This is a genomic window from Achromobacter sp. GW823-FHT04E03 (genome assembly GCF_058796095.1).
The window spans coordinates 894,639-911,565 of sequence record NZ_JBXAIJ010000002.1 but is presented as its reverse complement, the minus strand read 5'-3'; the positions used below and the strand labels follow the sequence as shown (position 1 = coordinate 911,565).

The 16,927-nt window shown below is 68.4% G+C and carries 18 protein-coding genes; 6 read left to right on the top strand and 12 right to left on the bottom strand.

Features of this window, described 5'->3' with window-relative positions:
- Positions 1–34: 34 nt before the first annotated feature.
- Together AC1RHV_RS15595 and glpK are read left to right on the top strand one after the other, a co-directional pair.
- The gene (locus AC1RHV_RS15595) at positions 35–1,489 is read left to right on the top strand and encodes a DHA2 family efflux MFS transporter permease subunit (RefSeq protein ID WP_119451859.1); all 1,455 of its coding nucleotides are present in this window, start codon (positions 35–37) and stop codon (positions 1,487–1,489) included.
- Positions 1,476–3,002, top strand: a complete 1,527-nt coding sequence (gene glpK / locus AC1RHV_RS15590; protein ID WP_119451860.1) for a glycerol kinase GlpK — start codon at positions 1,476–1,478, stop codon at positions 3,000–3,002. Before AC1RHV_RS15595 ends, glpK begins: the two co-directional genes overlap by 14 nt.
- Before the next feature lie 327 nt (positions 3,003–3,329).
- On the opposite strand, the gene AC1RHV_RS15585 is transcribed toward glpK, so the two are convergent.
- The 7 genes from AC1RHV_RS15585 to AC1RHV_RS15555 form a co-directional block, all read right to left on the bottom strand.
- Entirely contained in the window at positions 3,330–3,560 is a 231-nt protein-coding gene (locus tag AC1RHV_RS15585) for a hypothetical protein (RefSeq protein ID WP_306651723.1), read from the bottom strand.
- A gap of 71 nt (positions 3,561–3,631) precedes the next feature.
- Positions 3,632–4,372: a lysophospholipid acyltransferase family protein gene (locus AC1RHV_RS15580; RefSeq protein ID WP_054459385.1), complete on the bottom strand. Its 741-nt coding sequence runs from the start codon at positions 4,370–4,372 to the stop codon at positions 3,632–3,634.
- Positions 4,369–5,658: a dihydroorotase gene (locus AC1RHV_RS15575; protein ID WP_492301260.1), complete on the bottom strand. Its 1,290-nt coding sequence runs from the start codon at positions 5,656–5,658 to the stop codon at positions 4,369–4,371. Before AC1RHV_RS15575 ends, AC1RHV_RS15580 begins: the two co-directional genes overlap by 4 nt.
- Positions 5,655–6,587, bottom strand: a complete 933-nt coding sequence (locus AC1RHV_RS15570; RefSeq protein ID WP_492301258.1) for an aspartate carbamoyltransferase — start codon at positions 6,585–6,587, stop codon at positions 5,655–5,657. Before AC1RHV_RS15570 ends, AC1RHV_RS15575 begins: the two co-directional genes overlap by 4 nt.
- Before the next feature lie 21 nt (positions 6,588–6,608).
- A complete protein-coding gene (gene ruvX, locus AC1RHV_RS15565; protein WP_054459420.1) occupies positions 6,609–7,010 on the bottom strand; it encodes a Holliday junction resolvase RuvX in 402 nt (133 codons plus the stop codon).
- Complete coding sequence (locus AC1RHV_RS15560; protein ID WP_054459390.1) at positions 7,003–7,590, bottom strand: YqgE/AlgH family protein; 588 nt, start codon at positions 7,588–7,590, stop codon at positions 7,003–7,005. Before AC1RHV_RS15560 ends, ruvX begins: the two co-directional genes overlap by 8 nt.
- Positions 7,591–7,742: 152 nt before the next feature.
- Positions 7,743–7,907, bottom strand: a complete 165-nt coding sequence (locus AC1RHV_RS15555) for a rubredoxin (protein WP_003814980.1) — start codon at positions 7,905–7,907, stop codon at positions 7,743–7,745.
- 155 nt (positions 7,908–8,062) lie between these two features.
- Between AC1RHV_RS15555 and AC1RHV_RS15550 the strand changes: the two genes are divergently transcribed.
- Genes AC1RHV_RS15550 through hemL form a run of 3 tightly spaced genes read left to right on the top strand, consistent with a single transcriptional unit; the run spans position 8,063 to position 10,817 of the window.
- Complete coding sequence (locus AC1RHV_RS15550; RefSeq protein ID WP_119452196.1) at positions 8,063–8,872, top strand: bifunctional hydroxymethylpyrimidine kinase/phosphomethylpyrimidine kinase; 810 nt, start codon at positions 8,063–8,065, stop codon at positions 8,870–8,872.
- Positions 8,869–9,534, top strand: coding sequence for a thiamine phosphate synthase (thiE, locus tag AC1RHV_RS15545; protein ID WP_054459393.1), 666 nt, complete (start codon positions 8,869–8,871; stop codon positions 9,532–9,534). Before AC1RHV_RS15550 ends, thiE begins: the two co-directional genes overlap by 4 nt.
- A 5-nt stretch (positions 9,535–9,539) precedes the next feature.
- Positions 9,540–10,817, top strand: a complete 1,278-nt coding sequence (gene hemL, locus AC1RHV_RS15540) for a glutamate-1-semialdehyde 2,1-aminomutase (protein WP_054459395.1) — start codon at positions 9,540–9,542, stop codon at positions 10,815–10,817.
- Between the two features lie 34 nt (positions 10,818–10,851).
- Here hemL and AC1RHV_RS15535 read toward each other — a convergent pair whose 3' ends face one another.
- On the bottom strand, positions 10,852–11,604 hold the full coding sequence (locus AC1RHV_RS15535; RefSeq protein WP_054459396.1) for a lytic transglycosylase domain-containing protein: 753 nt from the start codon (positions 11,602–11,604) through the stop codon (positions 10,852–10,854).
- Between the two features lie 266 nt (positions 11,605–11,870).
- Here AC1RHV_RS15535 and AC1RHV_RS15530 point away from each other — a divergent pair, with 266 nt between their 5' ends.
- Positions 11,871–13,613, top strand: a complete 1,743-nt coding sequence (locus AC1RHV_RS15530) for a flagellar assembly protein A (RefSeq protein WP_119452195.1) — start codon at positions 11,871–11,873, stop codon at positions 13,611–13,613.
- An 18-nt stretch (positions 13,614–13,631) separates the two neighbouring features.
- Here the strand turns inward: AC1RHV_RS15530 and AC1RHV_RS15525 are convergent, their stop codons facing one another.
- From AC1RHV_RS15525 to AC1RHV_RS15510, 4 genes are read right to left on the bottom strand one after another with little or no spacing between them, the layout of a single operon-like run.
- Complete coding sequence (locus AC1RHV_RS15525; protein ID WP_054459400.1) at positions 13,632–14,438, bottom strand: SDR family oxidoreductase; 807 nt, start codon at positions 14,436–14,438, stop codon at positions 13,632–13,634.
- A gap of 13 nt (positions 14,439–14,451) precedes the next feature.
- On the bottom strand, positions 14,452–15,063 hold the full coding sequence (locus AC1RHV_RS15520) for a cysteine hydrolase family protein (protein ID WP_492301257.1): 612 nt from the start codon (positions 15,061–15,063) through the stop codon (positions 14,452–14,454).
- On the bottom strand, positions 15,060–15,593 hold the full coding sequence (locus AC1RHV_RS15515) for an aromatic-ring-hydroxylating dioxygenase subunit beta (protein WP_054459404.1): 534 nt from the start codon (positions 15,591–15,593) through the stop codon (positions 15,060–15,062). Before AC1RHV_RS15515 ends, AC1RHV_RS15520 begins: the two co-directional genes overlap by 4 nt.
- Positions 15,584–16,927 carry an aromatic ring-hydroxylating dioxygenase subunit alpha gene (locus AC1RHV_RS15510; RefSeq protein ID WP_054459406.1) on the bottom strand — a complete coding sequence of 448 codons (1,344 nt, stop codon included), beginning with the start codon at positions 16,925–16,927 and terminating at the stop codon, positions 15,584–15,586. Before AC1RHV_RS15510 ends, AC1RHV_RS15515 begins: the two co-directional genes overlap by 10 nt.

The following is a 16,927-nucleotide window of genomic DNA, read 5'->3' as shown; positions in this document are numbered from 1 at the left end:
TACAATCTCGCGGCACCCATCGCCCCCGCCCGCCATGTCCGCAGAAACCGCAGCAGCAGCCCGCCCCGCTCCTCTTTCCAGTGAGCAAGCCGCGCGCGCGGCGCGCATGATTCCCTTCATCGTGGGCTGTGCGCTGTTCATGCAGATGCTGGACGCCACCGTGGTGGCCACTGCCCTGCCAGCCATGGCCCACGCCCTGGGTTCGACCCCGGTACGGCTGAACGTGGCCATTACTTCCTACCTGCTGTCGGTGGCGGTATTCGTACCCGTCAGCGGCTGGGCGGCCGACCGCTACGGCGCGCGGCGGGTGTTCGTGGCGGCGATCGGCCTGTTCACGCTCAGCTCGGTGGCCTGTGCGCTGTCCCAGGATCTGCCGCAACTGGTCCTGGCCCGCATCGTCCAGGGGATGGCGGGCGCAATGATGGTGCCGGTGGGGCGCATCATCCTGCTGCGCACCGTGCCCAAGCAGGACTTGCTGAAGGCCATGTCCTTCCTTTCCATTCCGGCCCTGCTGGGCCCCGTGATCGGACCGCCGTTGGGCGGCTTCATGGTCACCTACATGTCCTGGCACTGGATCTTCCTGATCAATATCCCTATCGGTATCCTGGGAATTTTCCTGGTGCTGCGCTACGTCGCGGAAATCCGCGAGGAAGCCGCCCCGCGCCTGGACTGGCCGGGCTTCCTGCTCAGCGCGATCTGCCTGGCGACCCTGGTCAGCGGTTTCGAGGCCATCGGCCGCGACGTCATGCCGCCGTCCGTGCTGCTGGGGCTGATCGCGGTCGGCACGATCTGCGGCCTGCTCTATGGCTGGCATGCCAAGCGCACCGAACACCCCATCATCGACCTGTCGCTGATGCGGATCCCCACCTTTGCCATCTCCACGCTGGGCGGCAACCTGTGCCGTTTCGCCGTGGGCGCCACGCCCTTCCTGCTGGCCATGCTGCTGCAGGTGGGTTTTGGCCTCACGCCGTTCGCGGCGGGCCTGATCACCTTCGCCAGCGCCGCGGGCGCGCTGCTGATGAAGTTCGTGGCCACCCCCATCGTCAAGCACTTCGGCTTTCGCCGGGTCCTGACCGTGAACGCCGTGCTGGCGGGCGCGTTCATCGTGGTCTGCGGCGCCTTCACGCCCACCACGCCGGTGTGGCTGATGATCGCGATCCTGCTGGTCGGCGGCTTTTTCCGTTCGCTGCAGTTCACCGGGGTAAATACGCTAACCTATGCCGACATCCCCCCGTCCAAGATGAGCCGCGCCAGCAGTTTCGCCGCGATGGCGCAGCAGCTGGGCATCAGCCTGGGCGTGGGCGTGGCCGCGGTGACGCTGAACATCAGCATGTCCCTGCGCGGCGCGGAAACGCTGGCGATCCGCGATGTCGTCGCGGGCTTCATCGTCGTCGGCGTGCTGTGCATGGCTTCGACCTTCTCCTTTAGACGCCTCGACCCTCTGGCCGGGGCACACCTGAACGGCGCCAAACAAAGTGACGACGAATGAATTTGTCCTAGCCCTGGACCAGGGCACGACCAGCTCCCGCGCAATCGTGTTCGACCGTGAGGGCGTGGTGCGCGGCGTGGGCCAGCGCGAATTCCGCCAGCACTATCCGCGGCCGGGCTGGGTCGAGCACGACGCCAGCGAGATCTGGCATAGCCAGCTGGACGTGGCGCGCGAAGCCCTGCGCAATGCCGGCGCCACCGCCGCCGACATCGCCGCCATCGGCATCACCAATCAGCGCGAAACCACCCTGATCTGGGAACGCGCCACCGGCCGCCCGCTGGCGCGCGCCATCGTCTGGCAGGACCGCCGCACGGCGCCCATGTGCGACCAGCTGCGCCAGGACGGCCACGCCGATTTCCTGCAATCGCGCACCGGCCTGGTGCTGGACGCCTATTTTTCCGGCACCAAGCTCGCCTGGCTGCTGGATCACGTGCCGGGCGCACGCCAGATGGCCGATCGCGGCGAACTGGCCTTTGGCACGGTGGACACCTGGCTGATCTGGCAACTGACGGGCGGCGCGGTGCACAGCACCGACCCGAGCAACGCCTCGCGCACCATGCTGTTCGACCTGCACACGCAGGACTGGAACGACGAGATCCTGGCGCTGCTGAAGATCCCGCGCAGCGTGCTGCCCACCATCGCGCCCAGCAGCGCGGTGGTGGGTGAAGCCCTGCCCGAATGGTTGGGCGGTTCGATCCCGATTGCCGGCAACGCCGGCGACCAGCAGGCGGCCACCTTCGGCCAGGCCTGCTTCACGCCGGGCATGGCAAAGAACACCTACGGCACCGGCTGCTTCATGCTGATGAACGTGGGCGAAAAGCCTGTGCAGTCCCACAACAACCTGCTGTCCACGGTAGGCTGGGGCCTGCCGCAGGCCGGCAACAGCGGCTGGCGCCCGACCTACATGCTGGAAGGCGGCGTGTTCGTGGCCGGCGCGGCGGTGCAGTGGCTGCGCGACGGCCTGGGCATCATCCAGCGTTCGGAAGAAATCGAATCCCTGGCCGCCAGCGTGGCCGACACCGACGACGTCTTCATGGTCCCGGCCTTCGCCGGCCTGGGCGCGCCGCACTGGGATCCGTATGCGCGCGGCACGCTGGTGGGCCTGACCCGCGGCACCACCCGCGCCCACATCGCCCGCGCCACGCTGGAATCCATCGCTCTGCAAAGCGCCGAACTGCTGACCTGCATGAACGGCGACAGCGGCATCGCGCTGACCGAGCTGCGCGTGGACGGCGGCGCCGCCCGCAACGACCTGCTGATGCAGATGCAGGCGGATTTGCTGGGCGTCCCGGTGGTCCGCCCGCGCGTATCGGAATCGACGGCGCTGGGGGCCGCGGGGTTGGCGGGGCTGGCGGTCGGGTTCTGGTCGGGGCTGGAGGAGTTTGCCTCGAAGTGGCAGGCTGAGCGGACGTTCGAACCGACTTGGCCGGAGTCCGTGCGGGCTGCGCGGATGAAGCGGTGGCGGCAGGCTGTGGAGTTGTCCAAGGGTTGGTCGGATAGTGCTGGGAAGTAGGCGGGCTTTGTCGCTTCTGGCGATGTTGCTTCGTGGTATTAAGCTCGGCCGAGGCTGCGTTTGCATGGTTTCGAGGCGCCGTTCCAGTGCTTCGTAGGCCGCCCATCGGCGCGGGCGCCTGAGTGGCGGGCGCCCACGATTGCGGTCCGGAGCCTTCGCTCCGGACTGCCCCGTCGTCATCTTCGTCCAGGCCTTCGGCCTTCCCTTCAGATTCCCTCGGGCGCATCGAGGTTGCCCGCCACTCAGGCGCCCTTGCCGATGGGCTACTTGAATCTTGGACTGATGCGCTGCTAGAGCTGTGGTCAGGGACGATTCTTGGGCTGCCCGTCATTCTCGGCCGCGCGGGCGGCCGAGAATGACATACGTGATTTCTTGAATCTCGATTGTGTTCGCTTGCGCGAATGCGGCGAGTGGTTTGCTAATGGTCGCCAGCTCATGGGGGATGGGCGGTGATGGATGGCGCGCGGTGGCGAACTGGTTGCGCATGCTGACCGTCACGCGCGCCACCCATCCGGCACCCGCGTTAGGTCGACGACGGCCCGCGCGCAGCGTCATCATGCGACGCAAGACACCGAGTAAGCCCCAAAAGGCCGCCCGCGACGACGGACGACCTACGAAGCGCCTATGCGCTACAGCACACTCGAAATCGCATCCCGCGCCTGATGAGACAACTCCAGCCGCGTAGGCAAACTCCCGTCCGGATGCCGCGCCGCCAACGGCGGCAGGAACACCACTTCGACGGCCAGTCCCGTCACCCCCAGCACCCGCCAGAGATTCGCGACCAAGGACTCTTCCCCCACGAACGCCGCGTAACCGCTGCGCTTGCCATGCTGCAGGAAGCGCAAGGCCACGGGCTGGATCTCGACGGCGGCCGAACGCGCCGGCTCGAACAGGCTGGCGTGGAAGGGCAGCAGTTCGAAACCCTCGCTCGTCGTGCCTTCGGGGAACAGCCCCACCGCGTCGCCCTGCTTGAAGCGGGCTTGCATGGATTCACCCATGGCGTGCACCGCGTGGCGCTGGCCGCGTTCGATGAAGAGCGTACCGGCGCCGGCCACCAGCCAGCCGATGATCGGCCAACTGCGGATTTCGCTTTTGGCGACGAAGGACGTGGCGCGCGCCGAGTTCAGCACGAAGATGTCGATCCAGGACACGTGGTTGGCCACCAGCAGCACCGGACCGGTCAGGCGCGGCTCGCCCTTGAGGACGACCCGCAGGCCACAGAAAGCCATCAGGCAGCGCGACCAGCGGCGGTTCAGCCAGGCACGTGATTTGGGGCCGATCAGGGGATATACCAGGCCTACACACAAGAGGCCGAAGAGAATCCAGGGCACCACGAGGAACAGCCTAAGGACAAAGCGCAGCAGCTTCAAACCGGAGTCTCCCAGGCCAGGCTGCCACCTACCACGGTGGCGCGTACGCGGCCGGGCAGCATCATACCCGCGAACGGGGTATGGCCGCTGCGGCTTTGCAGCGCGCCGGGCATCACCAGCCATTCGGCTTCCAGATCGGCCAGGCACAGGTCCGCTGACGCTCCCACGCCCAGATGGCCGGCGGATGCGGCCAGCGGAGAAACGCTGGCCAGCACCGCGGCGGGGCCGCAAGTGACCCGCGCCAGTGCTTCGGGCAGAGGTCGGCGGTGGTCGCGCGCCCACTTCAGGGCCAGGGACAGCAGCAGCTCCAGTCCGGTAGCGCCGGGCTCGGCCAACGGGAACGGCACGGCTTTGGCGGCGTCGTCGATCGGATTGTGATCGGAGCACAGCGCATCGACAGTACCGTCGGCCAACGCGGCCTGGATCGCGTCGCGATCGCGCTGGCCGCGCAGCGGCGGGTTCAGGCGGAAGTCCGTGTTGAAGAAGCCGATGTCCACGTCAGTCAGGTGCAGACTGTGGACGGACACGTCGGCCGTGACCGGCAGGCCCTCGCGCCGGGCGGCGCGCAGCAGTTCCAGGCCAGCGGCCGAGGACAGCCGCGTCAGGTGCACGCGCGCGCCGGTGGCGCGCTGCAGTTCAAAAATGGTGTGCAGGGCCACGGTTTCCGCCTGCGGCGGCAGCCCTTCGAGGCCCAGGCGCTCGGCGTAGGCGCCGCTTGCGGCGACCGCGCCGCGCGCAAGCCACGGATCCTGTGGTCGCAGCCACAGCGCCAGGCCCATGCCGCTGGCGTAGCGCATCGCGCCCCAGAGCACGCGCGTATCGGCGATGCCTTGTTCGCCGTGCGTATAGGCGAGGCAGCCCGCCTGCGCCAGCAGGCCCATCTCGGCCAGCGTTTCGCCGGCCAGTCCCACCGTCATCGCGCCCAAGGGATGGACCCGGCATTGCCCGGCCTCGGCGTGGCGCATCAAGGCCTCGGCCTTGCCGGGTTCATCCAGCGGCGCGCCAGGGTCCGGTGGCAGCACCAGCCGGGTGACGCCACCGGCAAGCGCCGCGCGCAGTTCGGCAGCGGCGAAGGCCGCCGCGCCCGGTTGCGTGACGCGCGCGGACAAATCGATCAGGCCCGGCAACACCGCCAGCCCGCTGGCGTCCAGCGAGCGATCCGCTTGAAAACCGTCGGGCGCGCGGCCCACGGCGACGACGTGGCCGTCGGCGATGTAGAGGTCGTGCTGTCCTTCCACCGCGTTGGCGGGATCGATCAGCCGGCCATTGGCGATATGCAGCCTCACGACGCGTCTCCGGTCAGCAATTCCAAGGCGGCCAGACGCAGATGCGGCTCGATGTCCTCCAGCCGCGCCTCGATGGGCGCCAGGCTGGCCGACACATCGCCGTCGACCTCGATGCCGGGCGTCAACACGCCCGCCGGCAGCAGCAGGGCATCGGAGCGGGCCGCGGCCAGGGCATCCGGCGTCAGGCCGTAGGCCTGCGCGTATTCGCGTGCGGAAGGCAGTTGCGCGCCGCTGATGCCTTCCACTTGCAAGGGCAGCGCGATGACGACATCTGCATCCTGCAAGCCCTCGCGCAGCGAGGCGCAGGCGCGCACGCCGAGCTGCGGCAGTCCGTCGGGCAACAGGGTGCGCGGCGCGGCGGCGCGGACTTCGGGCACGCCCAGCGTGGTCATGGCATGGATGACGGAACGCGCCACGCGCGAGTGGCGGATGTCGCCCACCAGCGTCACGGCCAGGTTGGTCAGGTCCTGCCGCGCGTCGAGCATGGCTTGCACCAGCGCCAGCGCGGGCAAGGGATCGGCGTGGCAGCCGTCGCCTGCGTTGAGGATGCGCAGGCCCGGCGCCGCGTGCGCGGCCGCGCAATGCGCCGCGCCGCTGGCGCCATGGCGCAGCACCAGCAGGCCCGGGGCCAGGCGCGAGACGGTTGCGGCCAGCGCGTCGCCGGCCTGCGGATCCAGCATGACCGCAGACAGCGACACGCGCTGCGCGGCGGCGGCAAAGGCATCGCGGTCTTGCGTGGACTCATCGGGCAGGCACAGGAATACCGGCATCGCGGACGACGGGCCGGCTGGCGCCTCCCCCGTTGTATCGCCGCGCGCCGCCCACGCGCGCGCCGCGTCCAGCAGCCGTTCGACGTGCCTGCGGGGCAGCCCTTCGGTGGTCAACAGGTGTATCAGTTCGCCGCGGCGATCGAGTTGCGGATTGAGCATAGGCAGTCCGGACCGCGTGCATCAAGCCGCAGGCAGGGTGTCCAGGTATCGTTGCAGGATAACAGCCGCCGCCATCGCGTCGTCCGCCGCATGGGTGCCCAGCAGGCGCTGCGCCTCCATGCTGGAACCGCGTTCGTCGACCAGTTCGACGGCGAGGCCGAAGCGGCCGTGCAATTGATTGGCAAAGCGGCGGCAGCGCGCGGTGGCGGGTTGCTCGCCGCCGTCGGCATCCAGGGCCAGGCCCACCACGACACGGTGGGGCTGCCACTCCTGCAAGAGCGCCGCGATGCGGCCGAAGCGCGCCTCGCGGACTTCGCTGAAGATGATTTCCAGCGGACGCGCCTGGCGCGTCAGCGTATTGCCGATGGCGATGCCGATTTTCTTCTCGCCGAAATCGAAGGCAAGCAGGGTCTCTTCAGGCATGTCCGGCATCGCCCGCCAGCATCACCGGATCGATGCCCAGCAGCTTCAGCGCGGCCGGATAGCGTTCCTCGGGGGGCACGTCGAAAATGATGTCGTCGTCAGCGCCCACGCTGAGCCAGGCGTTCTGCGCCATCTCGCTCTCGAGCTGGCCCGCGCCCCAACCGGCATAACCCAGCGTGACCAGCATGCGGGCCGGCCCCTTGCCGTCGGCCACGGCCTGCAGCACGTCGCGCGAGGTGGTCAGCGCCATGTCGCCCAGCTTGATGCTGGAGCTGTAGTCGCCGGCCGGCGCGTGCAGCACGAAACCGCGGTCGGTCTGCACCGGACCGCCAAAGAAGACCAGGGTGTCCTTCACGGGACCGATCTCGAGCGTCAGGTCGATGCGCTCGAACAAGGTGCCCAGCGTCAGGTCGGTGGGCCGGTTGATGACCAGGCCCAGCGCGCCACGTTCGGTGTGTTCGCAGACATAGATGACCGAACCCGCCAGGCTGCCTTCCACCATGCCGGGCATGGCGATCAGGAACTGGTTGGCAAAATTGGCTGCCTGCGTCGCGGCGTCTTCGTGATGTTTTTCCGTCATGGCAACCCCTACATGGGTAATCTGAAAGAACCGTGGGGAGGCCGCGCGTATCCAGCAAGCATCATGCCTGGCGGCAGTCGGGTCCACGGTTGCGAGGGATGGGGCCTAGCCCCATCTTACGAGCCTTGGCGGAATATGTCGGCGCTATGGCCTCAGATTTCCATCAATTCGAAGTCCTCTTTGCGGGCGCCGCATTCAGGACAGACCCAGTTCGGGGGCACGTCTTCCCAGCGGGTGCCGGGCGCAATGCCTTCGTCGGGCAGGCCGGCCTCTTCGTCATAGACCCAGCCGCAAATCAAACACATCCAAGTACGCATAGTTCTCTCTTACATCAATCCAGGCCCTTGCCCGGCATCAGGGCAAAGGTGAGGGGCTTCCATTAGAATGGGGACAATCTTACCGAAACCCAATAGGGGTTCCCCTGATTCACCGCAAATGAGTCCGGGCGCCCCCCCACTCTAACGCTGTCCAAGTGGCCCCCGTTACTCCCCCTCTCGTTTTGGTCTTCGGTCCGCTCGATCCCTCGGGTTCCGACGGCTTGCCGGCAGATGCCGTCACTTGTGCCGGCCTGGGTTGCCATGGCCTCGCGGCCGTGACCGCGCTGACCGTGCGGGATACCGCCGGCATCGAAGAAATCCATCCCGTTACACCCGACCTGCTGGACGATCAGGCGCGCTGCCTGCTCGAAGACATGTCCGTGCAGGCCATCAAGGTGGGCGGACTATACACCGCGGAAACCGCCAGCGTCGCAGCGCAGATCGCCGCCGATTACAGCCAGGTGCCGCTGGTCCTGCATCTGGGCCAGCGCGCCCAGCCGCCGGCCGACGCCGCCGACGAGGACGATGCCGACGACCTGCTGGCCGCCACCCTGGAGCTGGTGCTGCCGCAGACGGACCTGCTGATCATCGAGCACCTGCGCCTGGCGCAGTGGCACGCCGACGGCGACATTGATATCGGGGACGCACCGACACCCATGCACGCCCTGCTGGCGGCGGGCGCGGAATGGGTCCTGGTTCTGGGCAGCCCGCAGCGGCCCGGCCACTACGCCAACATGCTGCTAGGCCCCAACGGTCAGACCGCCACCCTGCCCTGGCAGGCGCCCCCGGACCGCAACGGCGACGCCGGCGGCGTGGCCGCCACTGCCATCGCGGCCATGCTGGCTCGCGGCCTGGAAATGCCGGAAGCCGTGCGCCAGGGGCTGGCGCACGCCGACGCGGCAGTCGCCGCCAGCTTCCTGCCGGGCATGGGCCGGCGCATTCCCAACCGGATTCCCTCCCAATGAAAGCGCTGCGCTTCCCCACTGGCCTGTATGGCGTCACCCCCGAATGGGACGACACCGATCGCCTGCTGCTGGCGGTGCGCCAGGCCGCCGCGGGCGGCATGCGCTCGCTGCAGCTGCGCCGCAAGAACGTGCCTGACGCCGTGCGCGCCGCCCAGGCCCGCGCGCTGGCGCCGCTGTGCCGCGAGCTGGGCGTAGTCTTCCTGATCAACGACGACTGGCGCCTGGCGCTGGAAGTGGGCGCCGACGGCGCGCACGTCGGCCGCGAGGACGAAAGCCTGGCGCGAATCCGCGCCGAGGCCGGTCCCGACCTGATCCTGGGCGGCTCCAGCTACGACGACCTGGGCCGCGCGCAGGAACTGCTGGCCGCGGGCGCCGATTACATCGCCTTCGGCGCCATGTATGCCTCCACCGTCAAGCCCGACACCGTGCGCGCGCCGCTGTCGGTGCTGACCGAAGCCCGCCGCCTGACGGACACCTGCGACGCCCCCCGGCCCGCGGTCGTCGCCATCGGCGGCATCACGCCCGACAACGCGCCGTTGGTGGCCCAAGCGGGCGCCGACGCCATTGCCGTCATCACCGCGCTATTCGAAGCGCCCAGCATCCGCGCCGCCGCGGCCGCATGCTCCGCGCCCTATTCCGCAAACCCCAACCGCAAGCCTTGAACGCCATGTCCAGTAACGCTCAGCTTTTCGAACGCGCCTGCCGCAGCATCCCCGGCGGCGTCAACTCGCCCGTGCGCGCCTTCCGCTCCGTGGGCGGCACGCCGCGCTTCATCAAGCGCGCGCAGGGCCCGTACGTGTGGGACGCGGAAGACAAGCAGTACATCGACTACGTCGGTTCCTGGGGCCCGGCCATCCTCGGCCATTCGCATCCTGAAGTGGTGCGCGCCGTGCAGGACGCGGCGGTCAACGGCCTGTCCTTCGGCGCTCCCACCGAAGCGGAAATCGAGCTGGCCGAAGTGCTGATCTCGCGCCTGCCCTCGCTGGAGCAGGTGCGCCTGGTCAGCTCGGGCACCGAAGCGACCATGACGGCCATCCGCCTGGCCCGCGGCGCCACCGGCCGCGCCAAGATCGTGAAGTTCGAAGGCTGCTACCACGGCCATTCGGACAGCCTGCTGGTGAAGGCGGGCTCGGGCCTGCTGACCTTCGGCAACCCCAGCTCGGCCGGCGTGCCGCCGGAATTCGTTTCGCACACGCTGACCCTGGAATACAACAACCTGGACGCCGTGCGCGAGGCTTTCGCCCAGCATGGCGCCGACATCGCCTGCATCATCGTCGAGCCGGTCGCCGGCAACATGAACCTGATCAAGCCGGCCCCTGGCTTCCTGGAAGGCCTGCGCGAGGTCTGCACGCAGCACGGCGCGCTGCTGATCTTCGACGAAGTCATGACCGGTTTCCGCGTCGGCCCGCAAGGCGTGCAAGGCCTGACCGGCGTCAAGCCCGACATCACCACGCTGGCCAAGGTGATCGGCGGCGGCATGCCGGTGGGCGCCTTCGGCGGCAGCGCCGAGATCATGAAGCACATCGCCCCGCTGGGCGGCGTCTATCAGGCCGGCACGCTGTCGGGCAACCCGGTGGCCGTGGCCGCGGGCCTGGCCACGATGCGCCTGATTGCCGCGCCGGGTTTCTACGACAAGCTGTCGGCCCAGACCGCCAAGCTGGCCCAGGGCCTGCAGGAACGCGCCCGCGCCGCGGGCCTGGCCTTCTCGGCCGACTCGGTGGGCGGCATGTTCGGCATCTACTTCAGCGATAAGGTCCCGACCTCGTTCGCCGAAGTCTCGGCCTGCGACACGGCGGCGTTCAATCGCTTCTTCCATGCCATGCTGGACCACGGCGTGCACTTCGCGCCGTCCGCCTTCGAAGCGGGCTTTGTCTCGGCCACGCACGACGACGCGGTGATCAAGTCCACCCTGGACATCGCCGAAAAGGTCTTCGCGTCCATGTAACGACGCCGGGGAGCCGGCCCGCGGCCGCTCCCCTTCAAGGCGCCTTGTAGTGCTCGTACAAGGCGGTCACATCCCGCACGTACGCCTGGGTCTCCGCATAGGGCGGCACGGCGTCATATTTGCGCACCGCCCCTTCCCCCGCGTTATAGGCCGCCAGCGCCAGATCCAGCCGGCCCGGATACTGGTCGATCAGCCGGCGCAGATGGCGCGAGCCCGCGTTCACATTGGTCGCCGGATCCACCAGCGCCGTCTCCACGTCAGCCACTGAAAGCAGCGGCGCCGCGGTGGCCGGCATCAGTTGCATCAGGCCCAACGCCCCCTTGGGCGAACGCGCATCGCTGCGAAAGCCCGATTCGATTGCGATCACGGCCCTGAGCAAGGCCTGGTCCACGCCCGACTCCCGGGCCGCCCGGGCAATCAGCCCGTCATGCGCCTGCGGCACCTTCAGGTCTTCCCAACGCTGCGCGCGCGAGGCAGAGGCCAGCGTCACCAGGCGCGCGCCATCGCCGGACTTGGGCTCGCAGTCCAGACAGACCTTCATGCTGCTGCCGCGCCAGGCGGTCCTGGCCTGCGCCCGCTTGTAATACTTGGCGTAACCCGTGGGCACCTTCATCGACCGCCACACGCCATACGGATCCTTGTAGCGATAGATGTCGGCCGCCTGGGCGGAACCGGCGGGCGCCAGGGCCAGAACGCCGCTCACCAGGGCCGCCAGCGCCGCCATGCCCGCGGCGCGCGCCGCGAAGGCGCGCAGGGCCGGCAGGACGGGACAGGGATGGCGGTGCATGGGCGGCTCCGGCGGCGTCCGAAGACGCGGAATCGAGCTCCTATGCTGCTGCGGCAACGCCCTTTTGTCGCTAGTACCGACGCCCTAGTCCTGCCCGGACGGTCGCCATCCCAGGGGCAAACAGGGGCAGAACTAGGGCATGCGGCGGAATTTGCCCCACCTACTTTCCAGTAGCCTATAACGCTTGGGATAGAATATGACTTAATATTTCCTATGATTACCAAATAATTTCACCTGGCAGAAACACCAGGCTGGAGAGAGGCAAGATGGACGCAGAAAACACGCTCCGGCTGACGCTGGACGCCACGACCAACGTCCTGACGGCGGTCTACACGCCGCCCGCGCGTCCCGACTCGGCGGATTCCGCCCTGGCGCCCGCCTCGCCAGCCGAGACAGACGGCGCAACCGCCCTGGACACCGAGGTCAGCGTCGCGGTCGACGACGACGAACCGCGTCCCAACGTCAATGCCGACCTGCCCAGCTGGGACACCCTGGCAGCGGCGGCCGTCGCTCAGGGCTGGGGTGCCGAGGCGCTGGACAGCCAGGCCGTCCTGACCTTCATCGACCTGTGCCGCCACGCCAACGAAACCGTGAAGGCCCCGGTCGGCCAGGTCATCGACGGCTCACTAGAGCTGGAACTGGACGCCGAGCGCATGTCCGCCCTGCTGACCCTGCTCCCGCCCAAGGGCGGCAAGCCCGTCACGCTGGAAGCCGTGCGCCAGGTGCTGGCCGAACGCGGCATTGTCCACGGCATCCTGGAACAGGAGCTGATCGACGCCGTCACGCAGGGCCGCCGCGAAACCACGCAGATCGCCCGCGGCACGCCGCCCACCCGCGGCACCCCGACGCGCTTCGAAAGCCTGCTGGACCGCCTCAAGCCCCGCGGCCAGGATATCGACGAACTGGCCCAGGTCGACTACCGCGACCTCGGCAGCCTGCTCCTGGTCACGCCCGGCATGCCGCTGATGCGGCGCACGCCGCCCCTGCCCGGCGTGGACGGCAGCACCGTGCTGGGCGAACCGATCCTGCCCAACGAACTGCCTGACACGCCGTTCGCCAGCGACCTGTCCGGCGCCGCCGTCGACCCGGAAGATCCGCTGCTGCTGCGCGCCACCATCGCCGGTACGCCCACCCTGGTCAGCCACGGCGTGCAGGTCAATCCGCTGGTCGAAGTCGACGCCGTCAACCTCAGCACCGGCAACATCCATTTCGAAGGCTCGCTGCTGGTGCGCGGCGACATCGCCGCCACCATGGAAGTCCACGTGACGGGCGACGTGATGGTCAACGGCACCATGGAAGCTGCGCTGGTCGAGGCCGGCGGCAACGTCACGGTCAAGGGTGGCATCATCGGCCTGGCCGAAGCCCTGCAAGACGCCACCGCCGCCGCGCGCACCGCGCGCGTCGTCTGTGGCGGCGCACTGCGCGCCAAGTTCATCGAAAACGCCGTCATCAGTGCAGGCAAGGACGTAGACGTGGAGCGCGAAATCCGCCAGAGCAGCATCGCGGCCGGCGGCAGCGTCAACGTCGGCCCGCCCAACACCCAGCAAAGCGCCATCACCGGCGGCCAGACCCGCGCCATGCAGGCCGTACGCGCCGGCACCATTGGTTCGCCCTCGGGCATCCCGACGCTGGTGCAGGCCGGCCTGGATCCGCATGCCGACATCAAGCGTTCGGCATTGGCGCGCAAGCGCCAGAAGATGCACGAGGAAAAATCCAAGCTGGAGCAACTGCTGATGTTCCTGAAGGCCAATCCTCAACGCGCCCCGGGCGACGTAGCCGACCGCGCCCGCAACACCCACGTCAAGCTCAGCCAGGACCTGCTGGCGCTGGACGCGGAGGAAGCCCAGCTGGTGCTGGACCTGCAGCCCCTGGCCAGCGCCACCATCCAGGCCGCGCGCCGCTTCTGCGGCGGCGCGACGATTCAGGTGGGCAACAAGGTGCAGGAATTCCTGGAAGACCAGATCGGCGGCAAGGCCGCCGTCGAAGAAGGACAGATCGTCATCCGCTGACCCTGCCCGCTGGCGCCCTCAGGGCGCCAGCTCCTTGAACCAGGCGCGCGGCGAAATGCCGCGGTCCGGCCCCAGGATGGAAAAGCCGCCGTCCACGGGTATGTCCACACCCGTCATCCACGAAGCCGCGTCGGAGCAGGCGAAGCACACCGCCGCGGCGATCTCCTCGCCCGACCCTACCCGCCCCAGCGGATGGAAATGCGCGCCCACCGCGTCCGCCGCCGGACGCGAACCGCCCGACAACTGTTCCACCGACGGCGACCAGGTCCAGGCCGGCGACACCGCCAGCACGCGCACGCCGGCCGGCGCCAGCTCCACCGCGAAGTTCTTGGTGATCTGCAGCAGCGCCGCCTTGGACGCCGGATAAAGCGCACGCCCGGCCGCGCCGAACTTGCCGCCGGTGCTGCCCATGTTCACCACCACGCCGCCGCGCGGCAGCAGCGGCGCAGCCAGTTGCGTGAAGATGGCCGCCGACACCAGGTTGGTGTCCAGCGTGTTGTGCCATTCCTCGCGCGACGAGGCCAGGCCCCGGTCCGCGTACTGGCAAGCGTTGTTGACCAGGATATCCAGCCGTCCGAAACGCGCCACGGCAGCGTCGATGCAGCGCTGTATCTGCGCGTCCTGCCCGATGTCGGTTTCGCAGTACAGCGCACGGCCGTCCAGCTCGTCTTCGAGCTTGCGGCCGGCCTCGGCGTTACGCCCGACCAGCACCACGTTGACGCCAGCCGCGGCCAGGCCGCGCGCGATGTCCGCGCCCAGTCCCTGGGTGCTGCCAGTGACGATGGCGGTCTTGCCGGCCAGCCCGGGAAAGCCTGTGAAATCCATGATGAATCCTTGATCAATGAGGCGCGGCGGCCCAGCGCACAGCTTCCGCCACCGGCCCGGTTTGCGCAATCAGGCGCATGCTGGCCAGCGACGCGTCGTGCACCGCCGGGTCGGCGGACGCGCAGGCGTCCTGCGCCACCATGACCTCGAAGCCGATGTCGGCCGCATGGCGCACCGTGCCCTCCACCACCGAATGCGTGGCGACGCCTGCCACCACCAGCCGACGCGCGCCCAAGTGCCGCAGGGTCTCTTCCAGCGGCGTGCCGTAGAAGGCGCTGATGCGGGTGTGCTTCACCACGAACTCGCGCGCGCTGCCGGCCAGCGGCTGCAGCCCCTCGTAAAACGCGCTGCCCCACTGCCCCTCCGGCACCGCGCCGATGGCGGCCACGTTGCGGAAGATGGGGCAATTGGCCATCAGGTCGGCGTAATCCGGCCGGAATGCGATGCGCACGTGCACGATGGGCAGATCATGCGCCCGCGCCCCCGCCAGCAGGGCCGCCGCGTTGTCCAGCAGGCGCTGGCGCGCCCCGCTGTCCGCATCCAGGCCGACACGGATCTTGCCCTCGGGGTGCAGCACGTCGTTCTGGAAGTGCAGCGCCAGCACCGCGGCGTCGGTCGCAGTCACACGAACACCTCGAACACGTCGTGCACGTCGTCGCAATTGACCAGATCCACCCGCTTCATGCGGATACGCCAGCTGTCGCCCTCGGCGGCCAGCTTGTGGGTATAGCGGCCCGCCAATTGGCGCGGCTGGCGCTTGCGCCATTCGGTCATCTGGAAGGTGGAATGCACCACCAGATTACCGCCGGCGTCCACGCCCTCGATCTCCACCGCACCCACCAGCCGCGCGCTGCGCGTGGGCGGCTGCTGCGACCAGTTGCGCGGATGCTCCAGCCGGCGGATGCGCACGTCGCGCAGCATGCGGTCTTCCCAGAACAGCGAGATGTGGTCGTAGGGGCTCTGCTGGCCCGGCGTGCGCGGCATCCAGTACATGCCGTCGGCGGTCCACAGCGCCTGCCAGTCGTCGTAGCGGCGTTCGTCCAGCAGGCGGGCCTCGCGGTACAGGAACTGCGCGATGCGGTGATAGGCGTCGGCCGGGACCTCTGCCGGCGACAGGCCTTCCGTGCTCACGTCGAAATCAAGGTCTAGCAGCATGAGCGGTCTCCGGTGGCGGCTTCGGCGGCGGCGGGGCCGGCTTCCATATAGGTCTTCCAGGCGTCGAACTGGTTGCGCATGGGCAGCTCGCTGGTGCCGTTGACCGACACCAGGCCTTCGCTATCGCTGCGGTCGCTGCCGTGGTAGCGGTGCATGCTGACCCATTCGCCGCCTCTCGTGGCGTTGCCTTCCTGGCAGCGGTTGTAGAGTTCGATGTCGTCCGGCATGACGTTGGACGAAGGCGAGTTGATGACGTTGGCGTACAGCATGGCGCGCTTGAAAACGCCGTCCGGCGCGCCCTTGCAGCGGAAGGTCTGGATCTCGATCATGGTGCGGTCGACGGCGATGGGTCGGATAACGCGGAACTGCTGGAACACCGTGTGGGGCGAGCCGCTGCCGTAGATCACCGTGTTGTGGCGGTTCATGCCCAGGATCTCGCGGGCGCGCGTCTCGCCATAGGCGGCGGTCAGGGTTTCGAAATGCGCGCGCGACACCGGGTCGCGCTCGGCCGCGCCCGGATTGAAGATGCCTTCCATGTAGCCGTGGCCGTTGGGATAGGCGCGCAGCTCCAGCTTTTCCCAGAATTCGTAGGGTTCGCCGTTGCCGTCCATGATGTGCAGCTCCAGCGGCATCTCGCCCATTTCCTTGGCTTCGTCGCGGGCCGCGGCATACGACGATTCATGCGTGACGCGGGCATGCATGGTGTCGTGCAGGTTCTCGTAGAACACCTTCCAGTTGGAACGCTGCATGACGCGGAAGATGCCACCGGCCACTTCCACCTCGCCCACCGGCGAACGGTCGCAGAGATTGTCGATCGACGAGCGCACGCCGCCCAGGAAGTCTTCCAGCGCCGGGCCGTCCTTGGCCTGGCTGGCGAACACGAAGCCGCGATAGCTTTCCACGCGCGCCACCCGGCGCATCGAAAAGGACGGATCGGCGGGATCGTAGGCCGTACCCTCCAGCCCCTGCTTCAACGGCACGCCCAGATGGCTGCCATCCAGCTTGAAGGTCCAGGCGTGGTAGGGGCAGCGGAAGAACTTGCCGACGCAGCCCTCGCCGTCGGCCACTACCTTGGCGCCCTTGTGCGGGCAGCGGTTGTACAGCACATGCACGCGGCCGTCGGTGGCGCGCACCATCAGCACGTCCTGGTCGCCCAGGCGCGTGGTGTGGTAGTCGCCCGTCTTGGGCACCTGGCTTTCGTGCCCCACGTAGATCCAGGCGCGGCCATAGATCCGCTGCATCTCCAGGTCGAAGATGGCGGGGTCGGTGTAGACGCCGCGGTGCACGCTGTCGCCGCGCACCATCGCGGCCAATTGCTCTTCGGTGTATGACAT

Bases quoted from the DNA above. Each gene is read 5' to 3' on its own strand.
- AC1RHV_RS15595 (WP_119451859.1), top strand. From the start codon at position 35: ATGTCCGCAGAAACCGCAGCAGCAGCCCGCCCCGCTCCTCTTTCCAGT.
- AC1RHV_RS15585 (WP_306651723.1), bottom strand. From the start codon at position 3,560: ATGATGACGCTGCGCGCGGGCCGTCGTCGACCTAACGCGGGTGCCGGA.
- AC1RHV_RS15570 (WP_492301258.1), bottom strand. From the start codon at position 6,587: ATGCTCAATCCGCAACTCGATCGCCGCGGCGAACTGATACACCTGTTG.
- ruvX (WP_054459420.1), bottom strand. From the start codon at position 7,010: ATGCCTGAAGAGACCCTGCTTGCCTTCGATTTCGGCGAGAAGAAAATC.
- AC1RHV_RS15560 (WP_054459390.1), bottom strand. From the start codon at position 7,590: ATGACGGAAAAACATCACGAAGACGCCGCGACGCAGGCAGCCAATTTT.
- AC1RHV_RS15555 (WP_003814980.1), bottom strand. From the start codon at position 7,907: ATGCGTACTTGGATGTGTTTGATTTGCGGCTGGGTCTATGACGAAGAG.
- thiE (WP_054459393.1), top strand. From the start codon at position 8,869: ATGAAAGCGCTGCGCTTCCCCACTGGCCTGTATGGCGTCACCCCCGAA.
- hemL (WP_054459395.1), top strand. From the start codon at position 9,540: ATGTCCAGTAACGCTCAGCTTTTCGAACGCGCCTGCCGCAGCATCCCC.
- AC1RHV_RS15535 (WP_054459396.1), bottom strand. From the start codon at position 11,604: ATGCACCGCCATCCCTGTCCCGTCCTGCCGGCCCTGCGCGCCTTCGCG.
- AC1RHV_RS15530 (WP_119452195.1), top strand. From the start codon at position 11,871: ATGGACGCAGAAAACACGCTCCGGCTGACGCTGGACGCCACGACCAAC.
- AC1RHV_RS15525 (WP_054459400.1), bottom strand. From the start codon at position 14,438: ATGGATTTCACAGGCTTTCCCGGGCTGGCCGGCAAGACCGCCATCGTC.
- AC1RHV_RS15515 (WP_054459404.1), bottom strand. From the start codon at position 15,593: ATGCTGCTAGACCTTGATTTCGACGTGAGCACGGAAGGCCTGTCGCCG.
- AC1RHV_RS15510 (WP_054459406.1), bottom strand. From the start codon at position 16,927: ATGTCATACACCGAAGAGCAATTGGCCGCGATGGTGCGCGGCGACAGC.